Origin of the sequence: Streptomyces sp. NPDC091412 (assembly GCF_044756885.1) — a bacterium.
Taxonomy (GTDB): Bacteria; Actinomycetota; Actinomycetes; order Streptomycetales; family Streptomycetaceae; genus Streptomyces.
In genome coordinates, this window is record NZ_JBIVTV010000001.1 from 334,965 (window position 1) to 358,772 (window position 23,808).

Annotated in this window: 21 protein-coding genes and 1 pseudogene; 14 read left to right on the forward strand and 8 right to left on the reverse strand. The window is 73.2% G+C overall.

Annotated elements, in window-relative coordinates; all coding sequences use genetic code 11:
• Window positions 1–112 precede the first annotated feature (112 nt).
• From ACIQMV_RS01525 to ACIQMV_RS01540, 4 genes are all read right to left on the reverse strand, one after another.
• Window positions 113–925, reverse strand: a complete 813-nt coding sequence (locus ACIQMV_RS01525) for a class F sortase (RefSeq protein WP_402590264.1) — start codon at window positions 923–925, stop codon at window positions 113–115.
• A complete protein-coding gene (locus tag ACIQMV_RS01530) occupies window positions 912–1,577 on the reverse strand; it encodes a hypothetical protein (protein WP_402590266.1) in 666 nt (221 codons plus the stop codon). The genes ACIQMV_RS01525 and ACIQMV_RS01530 overlap by 14 nt, the downstream gene beginning before the upstream one ends.
• 176 nt (window positions 1,578–1,753) lie before the next feature.
• Window positions 1,754–2,416 (reverse strand): TetR family transcriptional regulator, encoded by a 663-nt coding sequence (locus ACIQMV_RS01535; RefSeq protein WP_402590268.1) that lies wholly within the window; start codon window positions 2,414–2,416, stop codon window positions 1,754–1,756.
• Window positions 2,417–2,483: 67 nt separating this feature from the next.
• Complete coding sequence (locus tag ACIQMV_RS01540; RefSeq protein WP_402590270.1) at window positions 2,484–3,062, reverse strand: hypothetical protein; 579 nt, start codon at window positions 3,060–3,062, stop codon at window positions 2,484–2,486.
• A 143-nt stretch (window positions 3,063–3,205) separates the two neighbouring features.
• Between ACIQMV_RS01540 and hmgA the strand changes: the two genes are divergently transcribed.
• The 4 genes and pseudogenes from hmgA to ACIQMV_RS01560 all read left to right on the forward strand — a co-directional run.
• Complete coding sequence (gene hmgA, locus ACIQMV_RS01545; protein ID WP_402590272.1) at window positions 3,206–4,522, forward strand: homogentisate 1,2-dioxygenase; 1,317 nt, start codon at window positions 3,206–3,208, stop codon at window positions 4,520–4,522.
• A gap of 27 nt (window positions 4,523–4,549) precedes the next feature.
• Complete coding sequence (locus ACIQMV_RS01550; protein WP_402590274.1) at window positions 4,550–5,299, forward strand: GntR family transcriptional regulator; 750 nt, start codon at window positions 4,550–4,552, stop codon at window positions 5,297–5,299.
• A gap of 25 nt (window positions 5,300–5,324) precedes the next feature.
• A complete protein-coding gene (locus tag ACIQMV_RS01555) occupies window positions 5,325–6,497 on the forward strand; it encodes a type ISP restriction/modification enzyme (protein ID WP_402590276.1) in 1,173 nt (390 codons plus the stop codon).
• A gap of 92 nt (window positions 6,498–6,589) precedes the next feature.
• Window positions 6,590–6,750: pseudogene (locus tag ACIQMV_RS01560) on the forward strand (CoA transferase); the annotation flags it as partial.
• A gap of 143 nt (window positions 6,751–6,893) precedes the next feature.
• Here ACIQMV_RS01560 and ACIQMV_RS01565 read toward each other — a convergent pair.
• The 3 genes from ACIQMV_RS01565 to ACIQMV_RS01575 form a co-directional block, all read right to left on the reverse strand.
• Window positions 6,894–7,160, reverse strand: coding sequence for a hypothetical protein (locus tag ACIQMV_RS01565; protein WP_141362413.1), 267 nt, complete (start codon window positions 7,158–7,160; stop codon window positions 6,894–6,896).
• A 115-nt stretch (window positions 7,161–7,275) separates the two neighbouring features.
• On the reverse strand, window positions 7,276–8,088 hold the full coding sequence (locus ACIQMV_RS01570; RefSeq protein ID WP_401775374.1) for an anti-sigma factor domain-containing protein: 813 nt from the start codon (window positions 8,086–8,088) through the stop codon (window positions 7,276–7,278).
• Window positions 8,085–8,627 carry a sigma-70 family RNA polymerase sigma factor gene (locus ACIQMV_RS01575; RefSeq protein ID WP_141362409.1) on the reverse strand — a complete coding sequence of 181 codons (543 nt, stop codon included), beginning with the start codon at window positions 8,625–8,627 and terminating at the stop codon, window positions 8,085–8,087. Before ACIQMV_RS01575 ends, ACIQMV_RS01570 begins: the two co-directional genes overlap by 4 nt.
• 208 nt (window positions 8,628–8,835) lie before the next feature.
• Here ACIQMV_RS01575 and ACIQMV_RS01580 point away from each other — a divergent pair, with 208 nt between their 5' ends.
• From ACIQMV_RS01580 to ACIQMV_RS01595, 4 genes are all read left to right on the forward strand, one after another.
• Window positions 8,836–10,395: a DUF4331 domain-containing protein gene (locus ACIQMV_RS01580; RefSeq protein ID WP_402590277.1), complete on the forward strand. Its 1,560-nt coding sequence runs from the start codon at window positions 8,836–8,838 to the stop codon at window positions 10,393–10,395.
• A gap of 127 nt (window positions 10,396–10,522) precedes the next feature.
• The gene (locus tag ACIQMV_RS01585) at window positions 10,523–12,166 is read left to right on the forward strand and encodes a tetratricopeptide repeat protein (protein ID WP_402590279.1); all 1,644 of its coding nucleotides are present in this window, start codon (window positions 10,523–10,525) and stop codon (window positions 12,164–12,166) included.
• On the forward strand, window positions 12,163–12,372 hold the full coding sequence (locus ACIQMV_RS01590; RefSeq protein WP_401775385.1) for a hypothetical protein: 210 nt from the start codon (window positions 12,163–12,165) through the stop codon (window positions 12,370–12,372). Before ACIQMV_RS01585 ends, ACIQMV_RS01590 begins: the two co-directional genes overlap by 4 nt.
• The gene (locus tag ACIQMV_RS01595; protein ID WP_402590281.1) at window positions 12,369–13,889 is read left to right on the forward strand and encodes a nickel transporter; all 1,521 of its coding nucleotides are present in this window, start codon (window positions 12,369–12,371) and stop codon (window positions 13,887–13,889) included. The genes ACIQMV_RS01590 and ACIQMV_RS01595 overlap by 4 nt, the downstream gene beginning before the upstream one ends.
• A 124-nt stretch (window positions 13,890–14,013) precedes the next feature.
• Here the strand turns inward: ACIQMV_RS01595 and ACIQMV_RS01600 are convergent, their stop codons facing one another.
• Window positions 14,014–14,823 carry an SGNH/GDSL hydrolase family protein gene (locus ACIQMV_RS01600; RefSeq protein WP_402590283.1) on the reverse strand — a complete coding sequence of 270 codons (810 nt, stop codon included), beginning with the start codon at window positions 14,821–14,823 and terminating at the stop codon, window positions 14,014–14,016.
• Window positions 14,824–15,084: 261 nt separating this feature from the next.
• Between ACIQMV_RS01600 and ACIQMV_RS01605 the strand changes: the two genes are divergently transcribed.
• From ACIQMV_RS01605 to ACIQMV_RS01630, 6 genes are all read left to right on the forward strand, one after another.
• On the forward strand, window positions 15,085–15,510 hold the full coding sequence (locus tag ACIQMV_RS01605; RefSeq protein WP_253266216.1) for a hypothetical protein: 426 nt from the start codon (window positions 15,085–15,087) through the stop codon (window positions 15,508–15,510).
• 1 nt (window position 15,511) lies between these two features.
• Window positions 15,512–16,606: a GNAT family N-acetyltransferase gene (locus ACIQMV_RS01610; protein ID WP_402590285.1), complete on the forward strand. Its 1,095-nt coding sequence runs from the start codon at window positions 15,512–15,514 to the stop codon at window positions 16,604–16,606.
• 392 nt (window positions 16,607–16,998) lie between these two features.
• Complete coding sequence (locus tag ACIQMV_RS01615; protein ID WP_141362394.1) at window positions 16,999–17,829, forward strand: glycosyltransferase family 2 protein; 831 nt, start codon at window positions 16,999–17,001, stop codon at window positions 17,827–17,829.
• Complete coding sequence (locus ACIQMV_RS01620; protein ID WP_402590288.1) at window positions 17,826–18,914, forward strand: glycosyltransferase family 2 protein; 1,089 nt, start codon at window positions 17,826–17,828, stop codon at window positions 18,912–18,914. The genes ACIQMV_RS01615 and ACIQMV_RS01620 overlap by 4 nt, the downstream gene beginning before the upstream one ends.
• Window positions 18,911–19,726 (forward strand): polysaccharide deacetylase family protein, encoded by an 816-nt coding sequence (locus tag ACIQMV_RS01625; RefSeq protein WP_402590290.1) that lies wholly within the window; start codon window positions 18,911–18,913, stop codon window positions 19,724–19,726. The genes ACIQMV_RS01620 and ACIQMV_RS01625 overlap by 4 nt, the downstream gene beginning before the upstream one ends.
• The gene (locus ACIQMV_RS01630) at window positions 19,719–23,780 is read left to right on the forward strand and encodes a lipopolysaccharide biosynthesis protein (protein ID WP_402590292.1); all 4,062 of its coding nucleotides are present in this window, start codon (window positions 19,719–19,721) and stop codon (window positions 23,778–23,780) included. Before ACIQMV_RS01625 ends, ACIQMV_RS01630 begins: the two co-directional genes overlap by 8 nt.
• Window positions 23,781–23,808 lie beyond the last annotated feature (28 nt).

Sequence of the window (23,808 nt, forward strand, 5' to 3'; positions counted from 1 at the left end):
GGGAAGAGACCGGGCAGGATCGGACGCCGCCGTCCGCCAGGCGAGAAAGCGGACGATCATGTTCAGGGCGGGCGGCCGGCCGTGGGCCACCCGCCCGCCGCGCCGCCCGGTGTCAGGTCGTCGAGGTCAGGTGGGCGAAGACGACGACGTTGCTGGAGTAGCCGGCCCTGTGGGTGTAGAGGCCGCCGCAGGTGATCACGCGGAGTTCGGAGCGGCGGGACGTGCCGTACACCTCCTTGTCCGGGAAGCGGGCCTTGTCGAAGACCCGTACCTTGTCGACGGTGTAGACGGCGGTGCGGCCGTCCTCGCGCCGGACCTCGATGCGGTGGCCCGGCCCGAGCCGGCCGAGCCCGGCGAAGACGGCGGCGCCGGTCCTGGTGTCGCGGTGCCCGACCGCGACCGCCGTGCCGGGCTCCCCGGGCGTGGGGCCGCCGTCGTACCAGCCGACGAGCTTGGGCTTGTCGACCGGTGGTGTCCGGAGTTCCCGGTCGCCGTCGAGGCCGACCCCGATGATGGGCGCGTCGATGCCGAGGGAGGGGATGCGCAGGGTGGTCGCACGGGACCGGGGCAGCGGCGCGGGCGGGCGCGAGGAGGATCCGGGCCGTGGCGAGGCGGACCTGCCGCGGTCCGGGCCGCCGCCGTTCGAACCGTCCGTGCCGGCATCGCCGCGTGCCGGGGCGCGGCCGTCCGCCCTGCCTCCGTCCGCCCTGCCTCCGTCCGCCCCGTCGCCCTCCCCGCCGGAGGGACCCGGGTGGGCCGGGGCCACGGCGCCCGGCCCGGCCGCTCGCTCCGGCGCGGTGCCGTCGTGCTGCCCACCGCACCGGTTCCCGGCCGTGGCCAGGACGACCGCGAGCACGGTCGTCCTGGCCAGGCGGTAGGCGCGGGTCCGGTACCAGGGCCTGCGTCTGCGCCTACGCGGCACCATGCGGGCGCCGGCGGGCCAGCCGCGTGTACACGACCCCGCTGACCGCGACCAGACCCACGGCCGCCGCCCCGGTCACCGGCGAGAAGGCCGCGACCGACGAGGCGAGACCGCCGCCGCCCGCCTGGACGCCGCCCAGCGGACCGCCGAGGTCGCCGCGCCCGTAGCCCGCGACCTCGTTGCGGCCCGGGTCCTCGATCCGGCCGCCCGGACCATGCGCCCCCGCGTGTGGGCCGTTGTCCCCGCGGCAGTGGACGCGGAAGATCTTCTCCTTGGGAGTGCCGGCGCCGGTCCAGGTGATCTTGTACTGCCCGTCAGCGAGCCCCAGCGGGTCGGTGTGGCCCGCGCCGCCGCCCAGGGCGATGGTGCCGGTGACGGTGGCGCTGTTGGGCAGCGGTGGCTGCGGCTGGATGCTGTAGCCGATGCTGGGCAGGACGTCGAAGTTGGCGGCGTCCAGGTAGAACCGGCAGACCACGGGGTCGTCCTTCGAGACTCCGAAGGGCACGCCCACCCGATGGATCTTGATGTCGCCGGCTTCCCCCTGGGCCATGGCGGACGGTGCCGCCAGCCACGTGGCACCGGCCGCGGTCAGGGCCGTCAGGGCGACGGCGCCGACGCGGGAGCCGAAGGTGCGTGGGTTTGTCAGGGTGGGCATGCGTGTTCCTCCGAGTCAGACGATTTTCATACAAATCGCTCTTTCATCTGACTGTCTTTCACATGCGTTCGCGTCGTGAGGCGACCGGCACCCGACGCGCCGTCAGCTTTCCCCCGCCCGGCGCAACCGTTTCCCGCCCCTCCCCGCCGGGACCTCGCGGCACCGGGAAATCGGTCTCAGTCCAGCACCCGCGCCAGGTAGGGACGCAGCATCCGCCGCATCTCCTCGATGATCCGCTCGTCGCCCTGGGCGTCGACACGGAAGGCGAGTTGGACCAGGGTGTCGGCGGTCTCGACGGCGATCAGGAAGGTGCGCCGCAGGTCGTCGTCGGGCGGGCGGCGCAGATAGCCGGACAGGAGGTCCGTGAGCCGGTCGGCGACGCGGTGGTTGGGTTCGGCGTAGCGGGCGCCGACAGGGATCTGGTTGCCGAAGTCGACGAGGGAGAACCCGGGGGCGGTCCGCTTCATGGCCAGGTACTCGTCCAGGACGGCGTCCATGGCGGCACGCCATCCGCCGCTCCCCGCCTTCCCCTCCGTCCCTTCCTTCTTCGCCTTCTCCGCCTTCTCCGCCTTCTCCGCCTTCTTCAGCCGCTCGGCGACGCGCTCGGTGTACCGGTCGAGGTTGCGCTGGGCGAGCGCGTCCGCCATCGCCCGCTTGTTGCCGAAGAACCGGTAGACCGAGCCGATGGGCACACCGGCGCGCTCCGCGACGGCACGCGTGGTCAGCGCGTCGTAGCCGACCTCGTCGAGGAGATCGGCGCAGGCGTCGAGGATCCTGGTCAGCCGTTCGGCGCTGCGCCGCTGCACGGGCGCACGGCGAAGCGGGGTCGGGTGGGACACGGCTTCATCATGCCCTCCCCCGACGAGCGGGTGAAGCGCGCCCCCGGCAGGCCGGACCGCGACCCCGCTACGGCTTCGGAAACGCGGCCGGGGCGGGTGCCTTCGCAGACACGGACCGGGACGGCTCCGGCGACTCCGGCGCTTCCGGGGGCGCGGCCGTGATATCGGCCGTGCTCTGGACCGGACGGCCCGCGACCGCCCAGACCGTGCCGTCGTCGGCGTAGAGGCGGACGGTGACGTGATGGGTGCCGTGGGGGACGAACCGGCCGGAGAGGCGGTACTCCGTGGCGCGCAGGCGGACGACGAGCCGGCCGTCCACCAGCAGTTGGGCGAGGCCGCGCCCGGCCGTCGCCCGGGCGGCCGTGCCGTCCGGGGAGAAGTGGAAGCGGCGCACGGCCAGCCGTACGTCCCAGTCGCCGTCGGTGTCCGGCCGCACCTCGACACGGACCTCGGGGGCGGTCTTCCGGTCCACCTCGCGGTAGCGCCGGCCCTCCTCGTCGGTGTGGTCGAGGAGCTTGCCCACGGGCTCGGGCGGCTTCCCGTCCACCGGCCCGTGCGCGCCCTCCGGTCCACAGCCCGCCGGCCCGGCCAGGAGCAGGGCACAGACCGCGAGCGCAGCGAGTGATCCCCGCGTCCACGACGACATGACTGGGGAGCCTAGAGCAGCGGCCGGACCCACCGGATCCCCCTGAGGTCGGGTTCTGCCCTCCGCCCGGAGTAGGGGGTCTTGCGCCCCGGAAAGGCCAATCCTACGGTGTTCCATAGGAATCAGGTTGCAAGGGAGCGATCATGAGCGGGGACGCACGCAAGACCGCCGAGAAACTGACCTACCTCTCCGGGTTCGGCAACGAGCACGGTTCCGAGGCGGTTCCGGGCGCACTGCCCGAGGGCCGCAACTCCCCGCAGCGCGCCCCGCTCGGGCTGTACGCGGAGCAGCTCAGCGGTACCGCCTTCACCGAGCCGCGGGCCCACAACCGCCGCTCGTGGCTGTACCGGATCCGCCCGTCGGCCGCGCACCCGGCGTTCACCCGGACCGGCAACGGCGCGATCCGCACGGCTCCGTTCACCGAGACGGTGCCCGACCCGAACCGGCTGCGCTGGAACCCGCTGCCGGAGCCCGCCCGCGGGACGGACTTCCTCGCCGGACTGTGGACGCTGGGCGGCAACGGCGACGCCACCCAGCGCACCGGAGTGGCCGTGCACCTCTACCACGCCGACTCCTCGATGGAGCGCGTCTTCAGCGACGCGGACGGCGAGCTGCTGATCGTGCCGGAGCACGGCGGGCTGCTGCTGCGCACCGAGTTCGGGCTGCTGCACGCCGAGCCGGGCGACGTGGCGCTCATCCCCCGCGGGGTGCGCTTCCGCGTGGAGCTTCTCGACGCCACCGCCCGCGGCTACGTCTGCGAGAACTACGGCGCCCCCTTCCGCCTCCCCGACCTCGGCCCCATCGGCGCCAACGGCCTCGCCAACGCCCGCGACTTCCACGCTCCGGTCGCCGCCTACGAGGACACCGAGGGCCCGGTGGAGGTGGTGAACAAGTTCTGCGGCAACCTGTGGACCGCCACCTACGACCACTCCCCGCTCGACGTGGTGGCCTGGCACGGCAACCTCGTGCCGTACGTCTACGACCTGCGCCGCTTCAACGTGATCGGCACGATCTCGTACGACCACCCGGACCCGTCGATCTTCACGGTGCTGACCTCGCCCTCCGACACCCCGGGCCTGGCCGGCGTGGACTTCGTCGTCTTCGCGCCGCGCTGGCTGGTCGGCGAGGACACCTTCCGGCCGCCGTACTTCCACCGGAACGTGATGAGCGAGTACATGGGCCTGATCGAGGGCGCCTACGACGCCAAGGCGGAGGGCTTCGTGCCGGGCGGCGGCTCGCTGCACAACATGATGTCGGCGCACGGCCCGGACCGGGAGACCTTCGACAGGGCGAGCGCGGCGGAGTTGCAGCCGCACAAGGTGGACGACGGGCTGGCGTTCATGTTCGAGACGCGCTGGCCGCTGACGCTCACGCCGCACGCGGCCGGGGCCGAGCACCGTCAGCGGCGGTACGACGACGTCTGGCAGGGGCTCGAGCGTCACTTCCGCCCCTTGCCCTGATCGATTCCCTACCGGTACGGATGAACCGTGACCTCCTTCGCCCCGGATTCGATCGTCCTGAACCGCAAGTTGCCGCTGTGGTACCAGGTGTCGCAGTCGTTGCGCGCCTCGATCCTCGGCCGCTCGCCCCAGGACCCGCTGCGCCTGCCCACCGAGGAGCAACTGGCGGGGCACTACGGCGTGAGCGTGCTGACCATGCGGCAGGCGCTGAAGGAGCTGGAGGACGAGGGGCTGATCACCCGACACCGGCGGCGCGGCACGTTCATCGAGCCCGGTGCCCGGCGGGGCGCCCCGGTGCGGCTGCTGGGCTCGGTGGACGCCATCGTGGCCCAGCAGTCCGGTATGACCACCGAGCTGCTGGCCCACGGTACGGAGGCGGTGCCCGCCGAACTGGCCGAGTTCTTCCCGGATCTGGGCGAGGTGGCGACGTACCACCGGCTGCGCGGCGACGAGAAGACCGGTGAGCCGACCAACCACGCCCGCAACTACGTCCGTCCGGAGCTGGCCCGCCGGATGACGCCGGAGGATCTGGTGCGCTGGCCGATGACCAAGGTGCTGCGGGACGTGGTGGGCGCCGACATCAGCCGGATCACGGACACCGTCCAGGCCCGGCTGGCCGATCCGGAGACGGCGCGGCTGCTGCAAGTCCCGCTGCTCAGCCCGATCCTGCACTACACGGGGGTCACCTACGACGCGGCGGGGCGGCCGCTGGACGTGGCGGTGATCCACTACCGGGGGGACCGTTTCTCCTTCACGGTCACCCTCGACGCCACCTGACCCGGCCGTCCGGTCAGGTCGTACGATGCCCGGCGTGACGCACGACGACGCTCCGCCGCTGGCCGACCTCATGCCGTGGTCCGTCGCACCGCCGCGGCTGGGCCGGGGGTGGCCGGTGGCTCCCGACGCGGGCTGTCTCAGGGCCCGCTGGGAGGCCCTGCTGAAGGCCGAGGGCCCCGACCGGGAGGCCCTGTTCGAGCCGACGCGCTCGCGCACGCCGTACACGGCCGTCGGGCAGCTGCCGGGCCGGACCGGCGGCACCGGGAGGCTGATCCGCGCCTCGGGCCCCTGCCCGGAGCCGGTGCGTGTGCTCGCGGCGCCGTTCGACGAGCAGTGGCTGATTCCCGACCACCGTCTGATCGACGCGGCCCGCCCCGAGTTGTGGCGGGTGGCGGACGCCCGGCAGGTCTTCGTGGCGGAGACGGCCGCCGCGCCCGGCACCGGACCGCCCCTGCTGGCGACGTCCCTGCTGCCCGTCCTGCGTCCGGGACGCATCCGGCCGCTGTACCGCCGTCCGGCGGCGGCGGAGCCGAACCTGGCGCCCGGCCTGCTGGACCACCTGGCCGCCCGCCTCGGGCACCGCCCGGCCCCGGAGGACGTCCTCGCCTGGACGCTCGCGGCAGCCCGCCCCGGTCCGGACGGCCCGGTGGTCCCGCTCACCGGAAACGCCGGGGCCTGGGCGGCCGGAGTGGAACTGGGCCGCCGGACGCTGTGGCTGATGCGCCGCGACGGCGAGCGCCCCAAGCTCCCCGGCGGGCGCCGCCCCTACGTCCGCGCCCCGCTGCCTGCACGCCCGCTGACCGTGCGCTACGACCACGACGAGGAGACCCTGCACCTCGACGAGGGCCGTGTCTCCCCCGTCCCGCCGCAGGCCTGGGACTTCGAGGCCGGCTCGGTGCGGGTCCTGGAGCAGTGGTTCGCCGCGCGGACCGCGCAGGGCGAACCGGGCACCCTGGCGGCCGTCCGCCCGGCGGCCTGGCCGCAGGCGTGGACGTCCGAGCTCCTGGAGCTGATCACGGTCCTCGCCCTGCTGGCTGAACTGGGGCCGCGCCGGGAGGCGTTGGAGGTGACGGACGCGATCACCGCGACCGGCCTGCGGTCCGCGGGGATCCTGCCGGTGCCGGACGCGGCCCGCCGACCGGCCTCGGTCCTCGACCACCGCGAGGAAGGCCCCGAGGGTCAGTTCGCCCTGATCTGAGGGGCTGCCGGCGGGTATGGACGGGCGCCCGGAGGCGATCCGGCCGCCCGGGCGGGTGATCCGCTCCGGTGACAAAGGGGTGGACGCGGGTCATGATCCGGGGCGCGGATCAGCTTCCGCCGCCCCTGGAGGACGTCACCGTGGCCCCAGTCGAGCAGGCCGTGTCGGCGCCGTGCGCCGCCCGGCAGCTCGCCGGCCTCGGGGCCCGGGTCATCGGGTCGAGCGGGTGGACGGAGGTGGCTTCGCGCGGGGGATGTTCCCGCGCTCGGACAGCACACCGGGGCGCTGTCGCGTGCCGTGGGAATGACGGACGGCGAGATCGCGGCGCTGCGCCCGGTCGGCGTGGTGGCCTGAGCGCGGGTCGGGTGAACGGGCCGAGGAGACGCGGGACGGGACTCAGCGCGCGCCGAACAGCGAGCGGCGCAGCCTGCGCAGCGGCGCGAACAGCGACACGCGGTGGACCCTGGCTCGCCTGCCCGTGCGGTCGTGCGGACCACGTGCGGTCAGCTCGCGCATCAGCGACGTCGCCTCGGCCGTCTCCCGCTGTGGCACGGCGGGGCCGGCCAGCACCGACAGATGGCGGTCGAGACGCGAGCTGGTCGCGCTGCTCCCGCAGGTGATCGCAGGGACCCTGGCCCTGCTGCGCACTGTTATCTGCTCCATGTCACTCCCCACCCGTACGAGTCCACCCGGCCCGGGCAGAGTAACCCTATCGCCCCGTTGGGGCACTCGTGTATCGCGGTGGCAGGATTCACCTTCCCTGGAGGGGTGTTGACGATTACTCTCCGAATCCGACCGTTTTCAAGGCGAGTTGAACAATTGGCCGTGTAGTGGGCCCGGGTGACCCCCCGTCGGGTTCGACGGTCACGGCGAGTGATGTCGCCGACCGAGTGAGGCCCGAGACGACCAGGGGCGCGTCACCCTCGAACAGGCCGAGGGAGCGCGGTGGTGCGCCGGGGCGCATGAGCCACAGCTGGCGCACCCGGCCACTGGGCGGATCCGCGTACCCGCCCAGGGTCACCACGGCCCGCTCCCGCGAAGCGGAAGCGATCACTCCGATACTGCGGCCCTCCGCGTCCCGGCCGGTGGCGGCCCGGGTGTCCGGGGCGGCGAGAACGTGGGCGATCTCACGTGCCCGGTCCCGCTGGGCCGCCAGCTCGTCCTGGGTCCGGTTCGCCTGCACGGCGAAGAGCGCGGCGACCACGAGGGCCGCGGCGGCGGTCACGGTGGCGAACGGCACGAACAGGGGGCGCGGCCGGGGCGCACGGGTGCGCGCGGGCGGCGGCCGGGTCCCCCAGACGTGCGGGGGCAGTTGGGGCGTGTGCTCACGCGCCGGCGCGGGATCCTGAGGGGTGTCGCGTATCGCGGCCAGCACCCGCTCGCGCAGCGCGGCGGGCGCCGGGGTGGCGGCGGACCAGGCCAGACGCACCACGTCCTCGGACAGGGCACGCACCTGGGCGGCGCACGCGGAACAGTTCTTCAGGTGCTTGTCGAAGCGGACCCGTTCGGCGGGCTCCAGGGCGTGGAGGGCGTAGGGCGCGGCGAGGGAGTGCGGATCCTCGCGGCGCAGCAGGCGGTCGAGCAGGCTCATGCGGCACATCCCAGGCACTCGCGCAGCCGGATGAGCCCGTCGCGCATCCGCGTCTTGACCGTGCCCAGCGGCAGGGACAGCCGCTCGGCCACTTCACGGTAGGTGTAACCGTCGTAGTAGGCGAGGGTGACCGACTGGCGTTGCAGGGCGGTGAGGCGGTCCAGGCAGCGCCGTACCCACTCGCGTTCCAGGCCGGCCTCGACCTCCTCGGCGACGTGGTCGAAGGCCGGCGAGGCGGCGCGCACCGCCTCGCGCCGCTCCCGCTCGCCGGCGGCGCGGACGCTGCGCACCCGGTCGACGGCGCGGCGGTGGGCGAGGGTGAGCACCCAGGACAGGGCGCTGCCCCGCCCGGGGTCGAACCTCGGGGCGGAGCGCCACAGTTCGAGCAGTACCTCCTGAGCGACCTCCTCGGACTGGGCCGGGTCGCGCACCACGCGCCGCACCAGCCCGTAGATGGGTCCGGACACCAGCCCGTACAGCTCCTCGAACGCCTTGTGGTCGCCCCCCGCCACGAGCACCAGAAGCTCGTCCGCCTCCACCCGCCGCCCCCTCTCCGCCGGCCGCCGTGGGCCCGTCCTCACGCACGCGGGGCGCGCCAACTGCGTGCCCCTCGGATGAGGTACGGATCGGCGGGCCGAAAACGCGGGTCGGGCAGGAAGAAAAGAAATCCGGCGACGGACCCATCCCGACCGGCCCGGTCTCCGAATCCCCGTACGACAGGCAAGTCGGCACTGAGGACGGATCGGCATGACAAGTTTCCCCAGTCTCTCCAGGCGCGGCGGGGGCACCCCCAGGCGTTCGGCTCCCGGGGAGGGACGCAGAGGCCTCGCCTCCCTCGTCTGCGGCGCGCTGGCCGCCGGGGGGCTCGCGGCCACCGGCACGGCCGTGCTCGAACCCGGGCGAGCCGCCGCCTCCAGCCACCGGGAGGCGCCGCTCATCTCGGGCACCCCGCAGTACGACAACACGGACCTGTACGCGTTCGTCAGCCCGGACAAGCCCGACACCACGACCCTCGTGGCGAACTGGATACCGTTCGAGGAGCCGGCCGGGGGTCCGAACTTCTACACGTTCGCGGACGACGCCCAGTACGACCTGCACATCGACAACGACGGTGACGCGCGGAGCGACCTGGTCTTCCGGTTCACGTTCAGGACGCACGTCAAGGACAAGCACACGTTCCTCTACAACACGGGTCCGGTGCACAGCCTGGACGACCCGAACCTGAACGTGACCCAGACGTACGACGTCGATCTGATCAGGCTGCGCCACGAGCGGCCGGTGTCCACGACGCGGCTCGCGGACGGTGTGCCGGTGGCGCCGTCGAACGTCGGCAAGGCGTCGATGCCGGACTACGGCGCGCTGCGGAAGCAGGCCGTCCACCGGACGGCGAGCGGTGCGGCGACGTTCGCCGGGCAGGCCGACGACCCGTTCTTCGCGGACCTCCGCGTCTTCGACCTGCTGTACGGCGGTGACCTCTCGGAGGTCGGCAACGACACGCTCAAGGGCTACAACGTCAACACGATCGCCCTCCAGGTGCCGAACGACCTGATCCGCGAGTCGGCCGGGCAGCCCGTCGTGGGCATCTGGTCGACCACGCAGCGCAGGAACGCCCGAGGCGGCTTCACGCAGGTCTCGCGTCTGGGCAACCCGCTCGTCAACGAGGTCGTCAACCCGCAGAAGGACAAGGACGGGTTCAACGCCTCCTCGCCCCACGACGACGCGCGGTTCCTCCGGAACGTCACCCATCCCGAACTGCCGAAGCTCATCGAGCAGATCTACAAGATCAAGGCGCCCGCCGAGCCGCGCGCCGATCTCGTGGAGGTGTTCCTCAAGGGCGTGAAGGACCTCAACCAGCCGCCGTACGTGCGGCCGTCGGAGCAGCTGCGGCTGAACACCTCGATCGAGCCGAGCCCGCATCCGAAGCGGCTGGGCGTCCTCGACGGCGACAACGCGGGCTTCCCGAACGGCCGCAGGCTCACCGACGACGTGATCGACGCGGCGCTCCAGGTGATGGAGGGCGCGCTGCTCGGCGCGAAGAACGACCTGGGCGACGCGGTCGACGCGAACGACAAAAAGTTCGAGAGCTCGTTCCCGTACGTGGCCGAGCCGACGTCGGGTTCGCGCGGGCGGGTCGCCGAGAGCACGAGCGCGGACGTGCGCAGCGGGCTGGGCGACGCGTTGCGGCCGGCGGGGGCCTCCGGGGACACGATGCTGATGGCTGGTTCGGCCGCCGCGGGAGCGGCCGGGGTCCTGCTGATCGGCACGGGCCTGTCCTGGTGGCGCCGCCGTTCGCAGCGCCCGTACTGACCCACGCCCCCACCGGCCGGCGCGGCCCGCGCTCCACACATCCCCCACGGCGCGGGCCGCGCCACCCCACGCGACCACGGCCGTACCGGCGGTTCGGCCCGAACACCCAGGCGACCAAGGAGAGGGCATGGCCCGGCGCGACGACCCCACCCCACCTGACCGCGGACCCCGCACCACCGGTCCCGCGACGCCTTCGGAGAACCGGCCCGCCGAGCCCGACCACGGCCCGGCCGGCCCGCCGAGGGAACACCACCGCGAGCACCCGCACGACGTCTCCCCCACGGCCCCGGCGGAGCGCGAGGCCGAAGGCCCGCAGGACGGCACCCCCACCTCCCCCGGGGAGCGCGAGGCGGAGGGCAGTGCCCCGGAGGTGGGGCCGCCGGTGTCCCGCGGGCCTGGCGACCGAGCCGTCGCGGACGGGCGCGTCGCCGCGACGGGGCGCCGTCGGCGGCGGGGGCCGCTAGCCGGGTTCGTGGTGCTGCTGGCCGTGGTCATGACCGGGGCCGCCCTGGCCGTGGGGGCGGGGCGGGACGGCCATGAGGCGGCCGGCCTCGCGGGCGGGACCGTGGCTCCGGAGCTGCTCGCCGGGGGAAGTCCGGGCACCGACGTCACGTCGCTCCAGGCGCGTCTGCGGGCGACGCCGAAGGACCACGCCGCCTGGGCCGCCCTCGGGCTCGCCCAGGTCGAGGAGGCGCGGACCAAGGGCGACCCCTCGCGGTACCCGCAGGCCGAGAGGGCGCTGGCGCGGTCGCTGAAGCTGGCGCCCGGAAACGATCCGGCCCTCGCCGGCCGGGCCGCGCTCGCCGCCGCCCGGCACGACTTCGCCGGTGCCCTGGCCCACGCGGACCAGGCCCTGGAGCGGAACCCCTACAGCGAGCGCGCCCTGTCCTCCCGGATCGACGCCCTCGTCGAACTCGGCCGGTACGACGAGGCGTCCGACGCAGCCGACACCGCCGACGCCCGGCGCCCGGGCGTACCGGTCTTCACGCGCTACGCCTACGTGCGCGAACTGCGCGGCGACGTCACCACCGCCCACCGCGTCCTCGAGCAGGCCCTCGCCGCCGCCACCGCCCGCGGCGACATCGCCTACGTCGCCACCCAGCTCGGCCAACTCGCCTGGAACCAGGGTGAGTACAAGGAGGCCCTCGGCCACTACGCGCGGGCCCTGGCCGCCGACGACGGCTACCTGCCCGCTCTGGAGGGCCGCGCCCGCGCCCGGGCGGCGAGCGGTGACCTCGCCGCCGCCGTCGGAGACCTGGAGGACGTCGTCTCCCGCTCCCCGCTGCCCGGACCGCTCGTCGCGCTCGGGGAGCTGTACGAGGCCCGCGGCGCCGCCGGTGACCGGGCGAAGGCGCGGAACCAGTACGCCCTGGTCGACGCCTGGATCGCGCTCGCCCGCGCGGGCGGCGTCAACGCCGACCTGGACACCGCGCTCGCCGCCGCCGACCACGGCGACGCCGGGGCGGCGCTGCGCGCGGCCCGCGCCGAATGGGCCCGCCGGCACACCGTGCACACCGCGGACGCGCTCGCCTGGGCGCTGCTCAGGAACGGCCGCGCCCGGGAGGCCCTCCCCTACGCCCGGCAGGCCACGGCCACCGGCTACCGCAACGCCGCGTTCCTCTACCACCGCGGCATGATCGAGCACGCCACCGGCCACACCGACGCCGCCCGCACCCACCTCACCGCCGCCTTGAAACTGAACCCCGGCTTCTCCCCCCTCGCCGCCCGCACGGCACGCACGACCCTGAAGTCCCTGGAGACAGCCCGATGAAACACCTCCACCCACTCCACGCCACCCCGGCCGCCCCCGCCAGGGCGCCGCACAGGAACGGCCGCGCCCGGGAGGCCTTCCCCCACGCCCGACAGGCCACGGCCACCGGCTACCGCAAGGCCGCCCTGAAACCGAACCCCGGCTTCTCCCCCCTCACCGCCCGCACGGCACGCACGACCCTGAAGTCCCCGGAGGCAGCCCGATGAAACACCTCCACCCCCTCCGCGCCACCGGGGCCGTCCTCGCCGCGGCCTGCGCTCTCGTCCTCGTCCCGGCCGGCGTCGCGAGCGCGCATCCGCTCGGGAACTTCACCGTCAACCGCTACGACGGGCTGGTCGCCTCCCCCGGCGTGCTCCGTGTGGACCACGTCGAGGACCTCGCCGAGATCCCGGCGACCCTGGCCAAGCCGGACATCGAGCGGAGCGGCCTGGCGGCGTGGGCCCGGCAGCGGTGCGAGAAGGCCGCGCGGGACAGCGCCGTCACGGTCGACGGACGCACGGTCGCGCTCACCGCGCACGGCAGCCACGCGCGCGTGCGCCCGGGCCAGGCGGGCCTCGACACCCTCCGGGTGGAGTGCGGGCTGAGCACGCCGCTGCCCGAGGGAGCCACCGCCACCGTCGGTTTCCGCGGCGCGGAGGCGTCCTCCGGGCCCGGCTGGCGGGAGATCACGGCGCGCGGCGACCGGATGACGCTCACCGCGTCCGATGTGCCGAACACCTCCGTGTCCCGCGAACTGACCGTCTATCCAGCGCGGTTGCTGACCTCCCCCGCCGACACCTCCGCCGCGTCCCTGCGGGTGCGGCCGGGCGGCCCCGCGCTCGCCGACGAGCGGCGCGACGCGCCCGCCGCCTCCGTGCTGCCCCGCGGCGCCGACCGCTGGACACGGGCTCTGGACGACCTGGTCGCCCGGCACGACCTCACCCTCGGCTTCGCCGCCCTCGCCCTGGTCGTCGCCGTCGGGCTCGGCGCGCTGCACGCCCTGGCCCCGGGCCACGGCAAGACCGTCATGGCGGCGATGGCGGCGGCGCGCGGCGGCCGGGCCCGCCCCAGGGACGTCCTGCCGCTGGCCGCCTCGGTGACGGTCACCCACACGCTCGGCGTGGTCGCCCTCGGGCTGCTGGTCGCGGCCGGCTCCGCGGCCGCGCCCTCGGTGATCGCCTGGCTGGGAGTCGCCGGCGGCGTCCTGGTCACCCTGGCGGGCGCCGGCCTCGTACGCCGCGCCTGGCGCAACCGCGACCACGGGCACGGTCACAGCCACGCGCACGGGCACGGTCACAGCCATGGGCACGAGCACGGGCATGCGCACAGCCACGATCACCATCACGACCACGGCCTGGAACACACTCACGGCGGCCACACCCACACCCACCCCGCGGCACCCACCCTCCGCGGCACCCTGCTCCTGGGGTTCGCCGGCGGGCTCGTGCCCAGTCCGTCCGCGGTGGTGGTCCTGGTGGGCGCGGTGGCGCTGGGGCAGGCCTGGTTCGGGCTGCTGCTCGTGGTGGCGTACGGCGTCGGACTCGCCCTGACCCTCACCGCGGCCGGGATCGCCGTGGTGAAGCTGGGCAGCGGCGTGCACCGGCTGCTGGACGGGCGCCCCCGCTGGACCGCGGGCCCGGTGGCGGCCCTGGTGCGCAGGACCGCGCCGCTCGGGTCGGCGTGCGTGGTCGTCGCTCTGGGGGCCGGGCTGATGCTCAAGGGGGCGGCAGCGGCGCTGGGCTGAGCGATGACCGAGAGGTCCCGCAGGATCGGCCCGAGGGGCGGGCCGGCGCGGCGGAGACCCCGACGCGCGGGGTCTCCGCTTCGGGCGCGGAGAGGGCCTGGTGGTGCCTCGTGGTGACGGTGGGTCAGGCCGCCTTGGTGAACACCGGGAGGTAGCCACCGGAGTGGCCGGCCGCCGTCGGGTGGTACGACTCGCCGATGCTGAGCCAGTTGACGCTGTGCAGCCAGGAGCTTCCGGAGCAGATCTCGTGGCCGGTGAAGGTGGTGCGGACGTCGCCGAAGACGAAGCCGTGGTTGGCGACGATCTTGGCGGTGGCGGCGTCGATGTAGTCGGCGGCGCCGTTGATGGCGGAGCGCTTGGCCTCGCTGAGGCCCAGGCAGAGCTGTCCGAGCAGGTAGAAGCGGGGGTAGCCGATGACGACCACGCGCGCGTTGGGAGCCTTGGTGCGGATCGTCGAGTAGAGGTTGTTCAGCTTGCCGGGCAGCGTCGAGTCGATGTACGCCCTGGCGGTGTTGATGCGCGAGATGCAGTCGCTGTCGGACTGGAGCACACAGGTCGTCATGACGTCGGAGAAACCGGCGTCGTTGCCGCCGACGGTGATCGAGACGAGGGCGGTGGTGGAGTTGAGCGGGCCGAGCTGGTTGGCCAGTACGTCGTCGGTCCTGGCACCCGAGCAGGCGGTGAAGGAGAACGACGACGGGGAGTTGGCTGCATTCCACAGGTAGGGGTACGCGTTCGTGCTGCGGTTGCAGCTGCCGCTGGAGCTGATGTAGCTGCCGGCGCCCACCCCGGATGAGTAGGAGTCGCCGAGGGCCACGTACGGGCCGTTCGCAGCCAGTTGGGCCGCCTGCGCCATCGTCGCCCCGGTCAGGGCGAGGCCGAGGGTCAGGAGGAGGGAGCCGACATAGGCGGAAATTCGGGAACTTCGTCTCATGGAACCTCCCTTTAGCAGGATCTCTGCCGTAACCGTGGTAGCAGCTACGCGTGTTGACAGGGAAGTGTCCATGTCAAAACTTTTTAGCGATCAACGAAATCCGTTGTGGCGCAAGAGGCTTGGGAGGTTGGGAACCGGCCACTCGAAGGAGGTCCGCAAGCAGGCGAGCACCCGTACGAGCGGCTTCCGCATCTTGACGGGCGCCGCGGGCTGCGCGACATTGAAGCCCGGCATCCGGCGCTTCGGGGGGCAAAGTCGCCAATGCAGACCATACGCATCAAGACAGCTTCAACACCGGGCACACAGCGGGCGCGGTCAGGGCCGGGGAGGGACCTGTCACCGCTGCTCGCGGGCGCCGCGACGGCAATCGGGGGGATCGGTGCGCTGCTCGCGCTCACCGGCTCCAACTCCCCCCTGCGCGGCCCGTTGACGCTGTTCTTCCTGCTCGCGGCGCCGGCCGCGGCCATCGCCGCCGCGCTGCGCGGACTGGATCCTTTCGGCCGCGTCCTCGTCTCGGTGGCGGGCGCGGTCGTCCTCGACATGCTGGTGGCCCAGGGGATGCTGGCCGTGCACCGATGGTCCGTCAGCGGCGGACTGCTGGCCGTCACCGCGTTCAGCTCCCTCGTTCTCCTGCTGGTTCTGGTGCGGCGGCAGCGCGGCCGTACGGCGAGAAGACAGGGCTCCTGACGTGGACATCAGCGTGTACCGCCCCGGCGAGCTGAGCGCCGCCGACCGGGCGGCGTGGACCGCGATGCAGTCCAAGGCTCATCTGCACGGTGCGGAGGAACTGGGGAACCCCTTCCTCTCCCCCGAGTTCACACTCGCGGTGGGCCGGTGCAGACGCGGGGTGCGGATCGCGGTGGTCCGCGAGGACGGCGAGCCCGCCGCGTTCTTCCCGTTCCAGAGATCGGCCACCGGCGTCGGCCGGGCCGTCGGGCTCGGCGTCTCCGACTGCCAGGGCCTGGTGCACCGGCCCGGCTTCACCTGGGACGCCCGTGAGCTGCTGCGGGCCTGCTCACTGGCCGTCTGGGAGTTCGACCACCTGGTGACGGGCCAGGAGCCGTTCGAGGCGGGAGCCTCCGGCAGCTTCCCGTCCCCGGTCATGGACGTCGACCAGGGCTACGACACGTATGTGCGCGAACTGCGCGCCCGGTCGCCCAAGTTCACCCGGACCACACTCGCCAAGGAGCGCAGGCTGGGCCGTGACACGGGCCCGGTGCGCTACGTCCACGACGAGCGCGACCCCGCCGCGCTGCGCAGGCTGATGGCCTGGAAGTCCGCCCAGTACCGGCGGACCGGGCGCAGCGACCGCTTCGCGCACGAGTGGATCACCCGCCTGGTGACACAGCTGTTCCACACCCGCTCCGACTCCTTCGCGGGGATCCTGTCGGTGCTGTACACGGACGGCCGGCCGGTCGCCGCCCACTTCGGGCTGCGCTCCGAACGGGTGCTGGCCTGCTGGTTCCCGGCCTACGACCCGGCGTTCGCGAAGTTCTCCCCGGGGCTGATCCTGCATCTGCGCATGGCCGAGGCGGCCGCCGCCGACGGCATCGCGTACCTGGATCTCGGCCGGGGCCAGAAGGAGTACAAGGACTCCCTGAAGACACGCGAACTCAGCGTGTGCGAAGGGTGGGTGACACGACGTCACCCGGTGGCGGTCGGGCATCGGGCGCGCCGCGCCCCGGTCCGGGCGCTGCGCAACGCGGTGCTGTCGCGGCCGGAACTGTTCGAGCCCGCGGACAGGATCCTCAAACGCATGGGACAAATCCGTTCCAGGCGCTGAGCAGTACGTACAGGGTTGCGTTACGGCAAAACCAACAAAAACGTGAGGCCTCGTTCCAGGTCTTGCCATACTGGTTCAATCATCAATACCGTCGTACATCTCACCCGCATCGGTCCGTCTGCAAGCGGCTCAAGGGGAGGGCTCGGGGCCGGGACGTTCCGGCGCGGAGCGCGGTAGGGGGGTGCCGTGCTCGGTGACCGCAGGTGTGACCGAGCCGTGCCGCGCGACCGGCTGCCGTTCTTCCGGCAGGCCGGACAGCTTTGCCAGCTCACCCGGTGTGTTCGGAGAGCCTTTCCGGCGCGCCCCGGGTGATCAACCCCCCTTTCGAACCGGATACACAGCCGGGCCGCCCGAGGGGCGGGCGGTCCGCCGGACGAGAGGGAACACGACTCATGAGCTCCGTTCTGCGCTCGCCTTCGTCGGAACAGGATCCGACGCTCGCCGCGGAATACCGGCCCATTTCCTCGCACTTGGCCATCACACCGCCGGTGAGCGTGGTGATTCCCGCCATGAACGAGGCCGAGAACCTGCCCTACGTCTTCAAGACACTTCCGGACTGGATTCACGAAGTGGTCCTCGTGGACGGCAATTCCACCGACGACACCGTCGAGGTGGCCCGGGAACTGTGGCCCAAGGTGAAGGTCGTCGACCAGCGCGGCAAGGGCAAGGGGGATGCCCTGATCACCGGTTTCGAGGAGTGCACCGGCGACATCATCGTGATGGTCGACGCGGACGGCTCGGCCGACGGCGGCGAGATCGTCTCGTACGTCTCGGCCCTGGTCTCGGGCGCGGACTTCGCCAAGGGCTCCCGGTTCGCCAACGGCGGCGGCACCGACGACATGACCTTCATCCGCAAGCTCGGCAACCGGGCCCTGTGCGCCGTGGTCAACCGCAAGTTCGGCGCCCGCTACACCGACCTGTGCTACGGGTACAACGCGTTCTGGCGGCACTGCCTGGACAAGATCGAGCTGGACTGCACCGGCTTCGAGGTCGAGACGCTGATGAACATCAGAGTGGTCAAGGCCGGATTGAAGGTGCAGGAGATCCCCAGCCACGAGTACCTGCGCATCCACGGGGCCAGCAATCTGCGCGCCGTGCGGGACGGACTGCGGGTGCTGAAGGTGATCCTCAAGGAGCGCTCCAACCGGCGTGAACTGCGCCGCCAGGGCCGCCAGGCCCGCCGGTCGCCGATGCTCGACGCGGTGCGGGGAGAGGCGTCTTGAGCGGTCTCGGCATCTCCGTCGTGATCTGCGTCTACACCGAGGACCGCTGGGAGGACATCCTCGCGGCGGTCTCCTCGGTGCGGGCGCAGTCCCGGCCGGCCCTGGAGACCCTCCTGGTGGTGGACCACAACCCGGCGCTGCTGGGGAGGCTGGCCAAGGAGTACAAGGAGTACCCGGACGGCGGCGAGGTGCGGGTGCTCGCCAACGCGGGCCCGCGCGGCCTGTCCGCCGGCCGCAACACGGGCATCGCCGCCTCCCGCGGTGAGATCGTCGCCTTCCTCGACGACGACGCCGTGGCCGAGCGGGACTGGCTGCGGCACTTCGCCGAGGGGTACGCGGACCCGCGGGTCATGGCCGTCGGCGGCCGCACGGTCCCGGTCTGGGCGTCGGGCCGCCGGCCGGCCTGGTTCCCGGAGGAGTTCGACTGGGTGGTGGGCTGCACCTACCGCGGCCTGCCGCCGGGCCGGGTCCGGGTGCGCAACGTGCTCGGCGGCAACGCCTCCTTCCGGCGCACGGCGTTCGACGCGGCGGGCGGCTTCGCCACCGGCATCGGCCGCGACGGCGACAAGCGCCCGCTGGGGTGCGAGGAGACGGAGCTGTGCATCCGGCTCACCCGGGCCCGCCCGGACGCGGTCCTCCTGATCGACGACCGGGCGGTCATCCACCACCGGGTGCCGGAGACGCGCGAGCACTTCCGCTACTTCCGCACCCGGGTCTACGCGGAGGGCCTGTCGAAGGCGCTGGTCGCGCGGAGCGTCGGCGCGCAGAAGGGCCTCGAGTCCGAACGCCGGTACACCACCCGGGTGCTGCCCTCGGGGGTGGCCCGCGGGCTGCGGGACGCGCTGCTGGCCCGGCCGGGCGGCGCGGGCCGGGCCGGCGCGATCGTCGCCGGGGTGCTCACGGCAGCGGGCGGCTACGCCGTCGGCAGTGTCAGGGCCCGGCGGGGCGGCACGGCGTTCTCGGTGGTCTCGGTGTCATCGGTGTCATCGGTGGCCGGGATCGCGCACGCCCCGCGGGACGGGAGGACCGGGCAGACCCCGCAGACCGGGGGGACCGGGCAGGACGAGGGGGGACGCACCACATGAACGGCCGTACCAGCGCGCCCGTGCCGGTGCTCATGTACCACGCGGTCGCGCCGGAGCCCAACGAGGCCACCCGCGAACTGTCCGTGACGCCCGAGGCGTTCGCGGAGCAGATGGCCGTACTCAAGGACCGGGGCTTCCAGCCGGTCACCACGGCCCGGCTGGCCGGGCACTGGCGTGGCAGGAGCCTGCCGCCGCTGCCCGCGAACCCCGTCCTGATCACCTTCGACGACGGCTACGAGGGCGTGCACCGCTACGCCCTGCCGGCGCTGGACCACTACGGCTTCCCCGCCACGCTGTTCGTCTCCACGGGCTGGATCCGCGGCGCCCACCACACCGGCGGGGGCCTGGACACCATGCTCGACTGGGACCAGGTGCGCGAACTCGCGGCCGGCGGGGTCGAGATCGGCGGGCACAGCCACACCCACCCGCAGCTCGACCAGCTCGACGACGACACCCTGTGGTCGGAGCTGATCCGCTGCAGGGAGATCGTCGCCGGTGAACTGGGCACCGTGCCCGCCTCGTTCGCCTACCCCTACGGCTACTCCAGCCGCCGGGTGCGGGCCCTGGTGCGGGCGGCGGGCTTCACCCAGGCCCTCGCCGTCGGCAACGCCCTGGCCCGCCGACGGCAGGGCCCGTACGCGCTGCACCGGCTCACGGTGCGCCGCAGCACGTCCACCGAGGAGTTCGAGCGGATCGTCCAGGGCCGCGCGATCACCCGGAACTTCGCCAGGGACCGTGCCCTCACCAAGGGCTACGCCATGGTCCGCAGAGCCCGACAGGTCCGCCGGAAGGCCATCCGTACCCGTGTCTGACACGACCACCACCACCGAGGCATCGGCCACCGGGCCCGAGGCGCCCGAGCAGCCGGGGCGCCGTCTGCGGCTGCCCGGACGGAGCCGGTCCCCCGGCGGCAACCCGCTGTTCCGCAACGCCTACGCGCTGATGCTCAACACCGGGATCTCCGCGGTGCTGGGCCTCGGCTACTGGCTGGTCGCGGCCCGCTACTACTCCGACGACGCGGTCGGCCAGGGCTCGGCCGCCATCGCCGCCATGAAGCTCCTCGCCGGGCTGACCGCGGTGACGCTCACCGGGGCCCTGGCCCGCTTCATCCCGATCTCCGGCCGCGCCACCGGACGGCTCATCGCCCGTACGTACGTGGGCAGTTCGCTGATCGTGGCGTGCGCGGCCGGGATGTTCCTGCTCACCCTCGACGTGTGGGGGCCGTCGTACCGCTTCCTGCACGGGCTCGCCCACGGCCTCGGCTTCGTCGTCGCCGTCATGGCGTGGAACCTGCTCACCCTCCAGGACGGGGTGCTGACCGGGCTGCGCAGCGCGCCCTGGGTCCCGGTGGGCAACACCGTGTTCTCGGGGGTGAAGCTGGCCCTGCTGGTGGGGCTCGCCGTCGCGATCCCGACGACCGGCGTCTTCGTCTCCTGGGTCGCGGCGATCGCCTTCTCCATCGTGCCGCTGGGCTGGCTGGTGTTCCGGCGCCTGGTGCCCCGGCACGTACGGGCGACCGAGGACCACGCCAGGCCGCCGACGGCGAAGGAACTCGGGCGGTTCCTGGCGGGCGACTACACCGGCTCGCTGTTCTCCCTCGCGGTCGTCTACCTGGTGCCGGTGATCATCGCCGCGCAGGTCAGCTCCGCGGACAACGCGTACTTCTACATCACGACCACCATCGGCGGCACGGTCAACCTGCTCGCCATCAACATGGGTGCCTCACTGACCGTCGAGGGGTCGCACGACCCGGCCCGGCTGGCCGCCAACACCCGCGCGGCGCTGAAGCGGATGGCCCGCATCATGCTGCCCATCTGCGGGCTGCTGTTCCTGCTGGCGCCGTACATCCTGCACGTCTTCGGCGAGGGCTACGCGCACGCGGCCACCCCGCTGCTGCGCTGGTTCGCCGTCGGCGCCCTGCTGCGGGTCGTGATGGAGACGTACTTCGCGGTGCTGCGCGCCCAGAGCCGTACCGCCGGACTGGCCTGGCTCCAGGGCCTGTTGTGCGCCCTGGTGCTCGGTCTGACGCTGCTGCTGCTCCCCCGGATGGGGCTGACCGGCGCCGGCGTCGCGGAGATCTCCAGCCTCGCCGTGATCGTCGCGATCGCCGCGCCGAAGCTGTACCGGACCGTCAGGGCCGTGCCCGCCGCCGAGGTCCCCGACGACGCCGCACCTGACGGGGACCTCGCCGACCTGGGGGCGCGCGAGGACCCCGCCGGGACCGCACCGCACCGGCGGCCCGCCTGGGCAGCGGAGTCCGACACCCTCGCCCTGGGCATCCACATCGACTTCGACCACGTGGAGCGCCGGCCGGACGTACGGCCCGGACCGGGCACCCCGCCCGCCGGCACCGCCGCGGTGGACCCCGACCGGCCGCCGGCCGGGCCGCACGGACCCGAGGCGCTGGGGCTGCCGGTGGAGGAGCTGACGGTGGAGGAGCTGAAGCCGGTCTCGCCGGTCTCGCCGGGACCGGCCGAGCGCGAGGTGGACGCCCCGTTCGGGCCGGAGGACCGAGTCGTCGTGCCGGACGGGCCGTACTCCACCGAAGAGCAGACCGCAGTACCGGACAGCCCCTTCCCCACCGAAGTGCGAGCCGCAGTACCCGGCGGCCCCAACTCCACCGGAGAGCGGACCGCAGTACCGGACGCCCCCTACTCCACCGGAGAGCAAGCCGCAGTACCCGGCGGTCCGTACACCGCCGGCGAGCGGGCCGTCGTACCGGAGACGCACTTCGCGGCCGGGGACCGGGCCACCGTGCCGAAGGTGGGGACCTCGCCGCGGGAGGCCGCCCCGGAGGAGGACCTCCTCGCCCGGAGCGGGCCCGACCCGTCCTGGTGGGAGCGTCTCGCCCCCACCCGGGCCGGCGTCCTGCTCGGTTGTCTGCTGGCCGCGGCACTGCTGCTGTACTGGGTGCCCGCGCTGCGCCTGGACGACTCCGACCTGGACCGGATGGGCGGCCTCGGCCTCGTCTCGGTGCTGCCGCTGCCGACCCTGGCCGGCGCCGCGCTGCTGATCGGGGTGTTCGCCGCGCTGCTGTGGCTGCGCCGCGAACACCGGGCACTGCTGCTGGTCACCCTGGTCGCCACCGTCGTCTCCCTGCACGCGCTGCCCGCGGTGATCGAGAGCGAGCCGCGCTTCGCCACCGCCTGGCAGCACCTCGGCTTCATCGACTTCATCGACCGCACCGGATCGGCCGTGCCGGACCTCGACGCGCGGTGGAGCTGGCCCGGGTTCTTCGCGGTGGCCGCCTTCATCGCCCGCGCGTGCGGTCTGAGCGACTTCACCGAGGTCATCCGCTGGTGGCCGCTGACCATCCAGCTGCTCTACCTGCCCCCCATGTTCCTGCTGACCCGCTCGCTGCGGGCGAGCTGGCGGGCCAGATGGACCGGCGTGTGGATCTTCGTGCTCAGCGGCTGGGTGGGCCAGGACTACTTCTCCCCGCAGGGCTTCACCTATCTGCTGTACCTGGCCTTCGTGGCGATCCTCCTCGTCTGGTTCCGGGCGCCGCGGATGCCGTGGACCAAGGCCCGGCCGGGCGAGGCGGAGGTGGAGCCGGCCGACCGGCGGCAGCGGGCGGTGCTGCTCCTGGTGGTGATCGGCCTGTTCGCCGCCAGCGTCCCGGCGCACCAGCTCACCCCGTTCGTGATGCTGGGCGTGCTGGCCGTGCTGGTCCTGGTCCGGAGGTCCGAACTGCGCGGCCTGCCCGTGCTGTTCGCGGTACTGGCGGCGTTCTGGCTGGGCTTCATGGCCGAGCCGTACTGGTCAGGCCACTTCGACGAGCTGTTCGGCGGGGTCGGCGGCGTCGGCAGCAATGTCTCGACGTCCGTCTCGGGCCGGATCCAGGGCGGCGACTCGACCCACCAACTGGTGCTGTACGCACGCGTGCTGCTGGCCGGCTCCGTGATGACCTTCGCCTGCTGGGGCTGGTGGCGGCGACGCGAGCACAAGTACCGTGAGCGCTCCCTGCCGGTGCTCACCTTCGTGCCGTTCCTCGGCTTCGGGATGCAGTCCTACGGCGGTGAGATGGCGCTGCGGGTCTTCATGTTCGCCCTGCCCGGGGCCGCCCTGCTCGCCGCGCTCGCGCTCTTCCCACGCACCGGCGCCACCGCGGAGGAACGGGACAAGGACCGGGTGAGCCTGGCGCCGCTGGCCGCGCTGCTGGCGGGCCTGCTGCTCATGGGCGGCTTCCTGGTCGCCCGGTGGGGCAACGAGACCTTCGAGCGGATCCGGCCCGGCGAGGTCGCGGCCATGGACTACGTGTACGCCCACGACAGACCGACGGTACGGCTGCTGTGGCTGAGCAACGACCCGGCCGTCAACGTCACTCCGGCCATGCCGTGGGGCGCGCGGGACATGGAACGCGTCGACTACGTGCCCACCCTGGCACCGGCCGACCCGGTGCTGGTCTCCGGCCTGGTCAAGTCGCTCAGGGACGCGGGTCCGAACGCGTACCTGATGATCAACCGCAGTCAGGTGACGTATCTGCGGATGGACGTGGGCTACTCGGCCACCTGGGAGTCGCGGCTGGTGCGCCACCTCGACGACCGGCAGGAGCTGAGCAAGGTCCTCGGCAACGACGACGTGACCCTGTACGAGCTGCGCGAGCAGCCCTCCGGTCCCGTGCCCGAGCCGAATCCGGGGCCGATCGGGCCGAGGGTGACGTGGACACCGTGGTCGGTGGTCGGCGGAGCCGCGGCGCTGGCGCTGACCGTGCTGCTGACGGCGCGGGAGGTCGTCCGGGTCGCGATGCGGCCCAGTGGGCGCCGGCTGCGGTGGCTCCAGGGCAGCTTCTGGTTCTCGCTGCCGCTGCTGGCGGTGCTGTTCGCCTCGCTGGTGCAGCGGTTCCTGACCATGGGGGGCGGCTGAGCGGACGGCGGGTGGAGCGGCTCCGGCG